Origin of the sequence: Mesorhizobium sp. M5C.F.Ca.IN.020.32.2.1 (assembly GCF_004023105.1) — a bacterium.
Lineage (GTDB): Bacteria > Pseudomonadota > Alphaproteobacteria > Rhizobiales > Rhizobiaceae > Mesorhizobium > Mesorhizobium wenxiniae.
The window spans coordinates 1-5,231 of sequence record NZ_RZSX01000436.1; the positions used below are offsets into that span (position 1 = coordinate 1).

General features: G+C 60.7%; 6 protein-coding genes. 3 read left to right on the top strand and 3 right to left on the bottom strand.

Features of this window, described 5'->3' with window-relative positions:
* Window positions 1-92 precede the first annotated feature (92 nt).
* Window positions 93-500 (top strand): c-type cytochrome, encoded by a 408-nt coding sequence (locus EOA86_RS20930; protein ID WP_127210933.1) that lies wholly within the window; start codon window positions 93-95, stop codon window positions 498-500.
* 19 nt (window positions 501-519) lie between these two features.
* Here EOA86_RS20930 and EOA86_RS20935 read toward each other — a convergent pair whose 3' ends face one another.
* Complete coding sequence (locus tag EOA86_RS20935) at window positions 520-1,665, bottom strand: CapA family protein (RefSeq protein ID WP_128343388.1); 1,146 nt, start codon at window positions 1,663-1,665, stop codon at window positions 520-522.
* A gap of 134 nt (window positions 1,666-1,799) precedes the next feature.
* On the opposite strand from EOA86_RS20935, the gene EOA86_RS20940 reads away from it, so the two are divergent.
* A complete protein-coding gene (locus EOA86_RS20940; RefSeq protein ID WP_206630088.1) occupies window positions 1,800-2,102 on the top strand; it encodes a phosphosulfolactate synthase in 303 nt (100 codons plus the stop codon).
* 156 nt (window positions 2,103-2,258) lie between these two features.
* Here EOA86_RS20940 and EOA86_RS20945 read toward each other — a convergent pair whose 3' ends face one another.
* Window positions 2,259-2,789, bottom strand: coding sequence for a dihydrofolate reductase family protein (locus tag EOA86_RS20945; RefSeq protein WP_128343389.1), 531 nt, complete (start codon window positions 2,787-2,789; stop codon window positions 2,259-2,261).
* 205 nt (window positions 2,790-2,994) lie between these two features.
* Between EOA86_RS20945 and EOA86_RS20950 the strand changes: the two genes are divergently transcribed.
* Window positions 2,995-3,894 carry an HNH endonuclease gene (locus EOA86_RS20950; protein WP_128343391.1) on the top strand — a complete coding sequence of 300 codons (900 nt, stop codon included), beginning with the start codon at window positions 2,995-2,997 and terminating at the stop codon, window positions 3,892-3,894.
* Window positions 3,895-4,053: 159 nt separating this feature from the next.
* On the opposite strand, the gene EOA86_RS20955 is transcribed toward EOA86_RS20950, so the two are convergent.
* On the bottom strand, window positions 4,054-5,231 hold a 1,178-nt coding region (locus EOA86_RS20955; protein WP_128343393.1), incomplete at its 5' end, for an adenylate/guanylate cyclase domain-containing protein.

Genomic DNA, 5,231 nt, shown 5'->3' on the forward strand with positions numbered 1-5,231 from the left:
GTGATCCAAGGTCGAGTGATCCAAGGTCGAGTGATCCGGGGGCATGCGCGTTGCGACGGCGCTGGTTGAGCCTGCAACGTGGGCGACAGACGATGTCCCTGTGGCTCGTCCTCCCGTCTGTCGCCGTCTTTTCCCTTGTCGCCGGCTTCGCCGCGTCTTCGCAAGCCGAGCTGGCCTCGGGCAAGTTCTACGAAATTGTCGGCGGCAAGGTCGATGCGCGTACTTATAACGGCTTCCGTCGCTACCATGGCAGCTGCAATCACTGCCATGGTCCCGACGGCATGGGCTCGACGTTCGCCTCGGCCCTTGTCGACCGGCTGCCCGGCATAGAGGTCTTCCGGCGCAGCGTTCGCGACGGCGTGCGCAGCGGCCCTTCAGTGATGAAGGGCTTCGCCGACGACCCCAACGTCGCTCCTTACATCGACGACATCTACGCCTATCTGCAGGCCCGCGCCGACGGTGCGCTTGGCCGAGGACGGCCTGAGCGGCTTGAACGCTAGATATCGCAGGCTGCCAGCTTCACCAAAGGACAGTGAGACGGCTATCGAGCGCCACATGAGTGCCGAAGGGCGAACTCTCTCGCTCAAGCACGGCCGCGAGCCAGGCGACATCTTCGGGCGAGGCGCGGTTTAGCCGGAATTTGCGGAGCTCGAACGGCACCAACTCGAGCGAAAGAAGCCTGCCCTCAGGCATCGCGAGCCGCGGCAGGTACATCAGCGCAAGCCCACCGCGAAAGATCTTGTAGCCTGTGATTCCCTCATAGTCGGTGAGGAAGTCGCCGCATCCATAAAGGATCAGCCGGCCGTCATGGATTTCGATCGGCTTGGGATGGTGGGAGGAGTGCCCATGCACGACGTCGAAACCTGCAACATCGATGAGAGCATGGGCAAGCGCTCGCTCTTCCGTGGTGACTTCGTAGCCCCAGTTGCCGCCCCAGTGGATCGAGGCCACTGCGAGGTCGCCAGGCTGCTTCATGGCCTCCACGGATCGGGCGATCTGCGCGAGCGAGCGGGCCGAGACATCCGCCAGCAGGTTGACCCCGGGCTTGTAGGCTCCGGCTGCCCATGAAGCTGGAACGCCGCTCGTCTCGAGCGCGAAGCCGATGACCAGCACGCGGCCTCCGCCGGTCAGTTCGATTGCGGCAGGCGCCGCCGCCTCATCCGCGTCAAGCCCGGCCCCGGCATAGGCGAGGCCGGCATGCCGGAGCGTATCGAGGGTTTCGACGAGGCCGGGCTCATCCCAGTCGAGCACATGGTTGTTGGCGAGCACGCAGCAGCTTACCCGCGCCGCCGCCAGGCAGCCGATGTTTGCGGGGTTCATTTTGTAATTGATGCCCTTGGGCGCCAAAGACAGGCTGGTGGTAATGCTGGTCTCGAGGTTGATGATCCGCGCGTCGGGAGCTTCACGGTCCAGTTCGGCGAGCGCATCGCCCCAGACATACGTATCGTCGACCTTTCTCGGGATCGGGCCATTGATGCGTTCGGCAAGCTCGACATAGGTCGCCGCCGATCTGACATAGCGCTCGTGCAAATGCGGATCGCCCGGATTGGCGAGGATCTGGTCTATCCCGCGCCCCAGCATGACGTCGCCGCACAGGAACAGCTTTGCGCTGCTTCGGACAGGCCGTTCAGGTCCTGCGGCGGCATTGTTCGCGATCTGCGGCATCCCAGACCTCCTTCCCCGCCAACACCCCGTGACGCCAAGGGTTCCAGCCCAATTTGCGCGGATCGGATCGCGCGCCCAGTCGTTAACGCAGGAGAACCGAGTTAACCAAGGAGAACCGACAGCCGAGGCCAGAAATGACCGACACAGCCTTCTCCTTCATCCCGCGCGCCGCTCGCTCTCCCAAGCCGCGCAAAACCGGCCTGACCGAGATTCGCGGACCCTATTACAGCGCCTATGGGCCCCGCCATTTGGCCGACCTCGTGGAAATCATGGGCAACTGGATCGCCGGAAGCGGTGAAACGGCCCGCATAATCAACGAGCTCGGCCTGGAGAAGGTGATGTTCGAGGCCGCTGATCCGGCGGTCTTCGAATGGTACATTAAAAATTACGGCAACGAGATCAATCTGTTCGTCGACCAGCCAGATCGTGCAGCTTGAGGCGCTACGCTCCGGCATCTGGGGAACCAAGAGCACCTGGGGACGGATTCAGAATATCGCGTGAGAGGTGGGCGAATGTTATGAATTGCCCCATTGCGTTGCTTCAGTCGAACGCGCCGCTGAGCGATCTACTTTTCAAGGCGAAATTTATCACGCCTATACCGGCGCATACTCGAGCGCCACCACGCCATTGCTGAATGGCGTGGCCGAGATCAACTCGAGCGGCACTTGCTCGCCGGGCGGGAACAGCTTCTTGCCTTGGCCGACGGCGCCGGGGTAGCTGAGCAGCCTGACGCGGTCGACCAGGCCGTGGCGCAGCAATGCCTGCGCCACGCTGAGGCTGCCATGCACATAGATGTTGCCGCCGCGGCCTTGCTTCAGTTCCCTGACCGCATCCGGCAAGGCGCCCTTCAGGAGCTCGGCCGGTTTCCAGTCGAGCGTCTTCAAGCTGGTCGACGCGACATATTTCGGCAGCGCGTTGAACCGGTCGGCGAAGTCTCCGGTTTCCGTGCGCCAGGAGCCGGCGAAAATCTCATAGGTCGTGCGCCCCAAAAGCATGGCGCCGCTGTCGGCAAGCTCGTCCTCCTTGAACCTTTGCATTTCATCGTTCCAGGTCACGCCGGGCAGCTTCTCGACCTCGGCGATGCCATCGACGCTGATGAATTCGGTGACGATAAGTTTTCGCATGGCGATCTCCTTTTGTCAGAGGACGGACCGCACTGGCCTTTCGCGACACGTTCCGTGAAAAAAGTGCGGCCGCTTGTAGAGGTCTTTCCCTATCAAAGGACCGATACCATGGGGAAAAGCTTCTCCGACCTGGACTAAGTTCCCAAGATCGGATTGGTATTACATCTGAGGCAGATATTCCCGAAGAACGCATTGCAGGAAGATCATGGGATTCGGGGTCTTCATTCACCGCTCAGATTCGAGATACAATGATCGCCCCGCAGAGCAATACCAGTTTCCTCGCCCGTATCTGCGTCGTGTCGAAGAATGCGTCGGCGACTGGATCATTTACTACGAGCCTAGCAGGGTAAACGATACCCGCGGCTATTACGCCGTAGCCAAAGTCCAACAGATCATTCCCGATCCTGTGACGCCTGATATGTACCTCGCTCTGATCGAGCCCGGAACCTACCTCGATTTCGTCAATCCTGTTCCATTTAACGGACCTGATGGTCTCGTTGAACGAGGCCTACTCAACGACCAAGGACGGATTTCCGGTCGCGCCCAATCGGCCGTCCGGCAGATCAGTCCAGGCGACTTCAACCGCATTATCGATTTGGGCCTGGACACGAGTGAGTTGTTGCTGCCGCGCCTTGATGAGGTCGGCACATCTACCGGTTTTCAGGATGAGCAGGCGCCGTTCGAGTTCGAGCAGAGCCGTGATCGCGTAAACTACATCGGATCGCGAATTGTACGGGACCGCATTTTCCGTCGCATCGTCTTGCGCGCCTATGACGAGCGGTGCGCGATCACGGGACTGAAGTTGATAAATGGCGGCGGCCGAGCAGAAGTTTCAGCCGCCCATATTCGACCGGTCGAAGCGAACGGCCCGGATGTCATCAACAACGGGATCGCACTATCCGGTACAGCGCATTGGATGTTCGATCGCGGGCTGATCAGCCTATCCGACGATCTGGAAATTCTGATCTCGCGACAGGTCAATGACCTCGACAGCGTGCAGGCATTCATAAACAGGACCCGTCGCGCACTTCCGCCGGGCCGACAGTTTGAACGCCCGCATCCTCGGTTTTTGCAATGGCACCGCGACCACTGCTTCAAGCAGTAAAGCACCGCCGGCGTGGGAGCGTGTTGGTAGGTGAGCGGAACGGCCGCCTCTGGACCCTAAGCCGCCCGTCGTTCGGTCATGTCACCAGGTCCGCATCGGGTGCGGGGCCGATCTTTTTCGCCTGTCCCCGATTGGATCTGGTTCGTAGTTGCGGGCTGGCTACAGGTCGGCAATACCGGCTTTCAGCAGTCCTTCGCGGACATGCTGCACATCAGACTCCTGGGCGAAGTGCAGGGTGGCGATAAATGAATCGAGGTCGAATTGGGGATCGAGCGTTCTGATCTTGCCTAGGTGCGCCGCGGCCGCGATTTCGTCGCCGAGCCAGCCGTAGCAGGCAGCGGCGAAGGCGTGCTGAACCGAGTCCATGGTTGACAGATGCATGAAAGCTTCGATCGCCTCGCCATACTGGCGCGCGGCGAAATGCGCCTTTCCCAGATGGCTCCAGAACCTCTCCGGGTGGTGCGGGTTCAACTGCATTGCCTTGCGGATCCATTCAATTCCCTCTTCCGGCCTCCCCAGCCACGTCAATAACTCGCCTTGCTGCACCACCACGAGGTCGTAATTGGGATTGAGGGCGAGGGCGCGCTCTTGATGGTAGCGCGCTGTGGTCAGCTCATTGTTGTTCACGTTCACTGCGGCGAGGATGCGGTGGACATCGGCATCGTTGTCGTCCAGCGCCAGCGCCCTGTCCAGCGCTGCCATGATGTCGTTCCAGACGCCATCCCTGTCTTCGCACCAGTTATGGACCCAGGCCTGGCCAAGGATGCAGGCCCGCCAGGCATGGGCATGAGCATAATCGGGGTCGAGCGCGACGGCCCTGCCTATCAAGGTTTGCGCGCGTTCATTATCCGCAAGCGTGCTTCGGTGATGCAGCACCTTGGCAGCAAGCACACATTCATAGGCGGCCATGTTTGCAGGTTTCGCCCGCGCGAGCTGGTCCCGCTGAGCCGCCTCGACACGACCGGGCAGCGTGGCTGCGATCGCCGCGGTCACCTCATCCTGAATCGCGAATATGTCGTCCAGCTTCCGGTCATATTTGTCTGCCCAAATATGAGCGTCATTCGCCGTGTCGATGAGCTGAACCGTCACGCGCACCCTGTCGCCGATCTTGCGGACGCTTCCCTCCACCAGGTATTGGACGTCGAGTTTCTCGGCCACCTCGCGCACATTCACGGCGCGGTTCTTGTAGACGAAGCTGGAATTGCGCGAAATGACGAACAGCTCATGGTGGCGGGACAGTTCGGTGATGATGTCCTCGGTCAGTCCGTCCGCGAAAAATTCCTGCTCGGGGTCGCCGCTCATGTTGTTGAATGGCAGCACCACTATCGAAGGCTGTC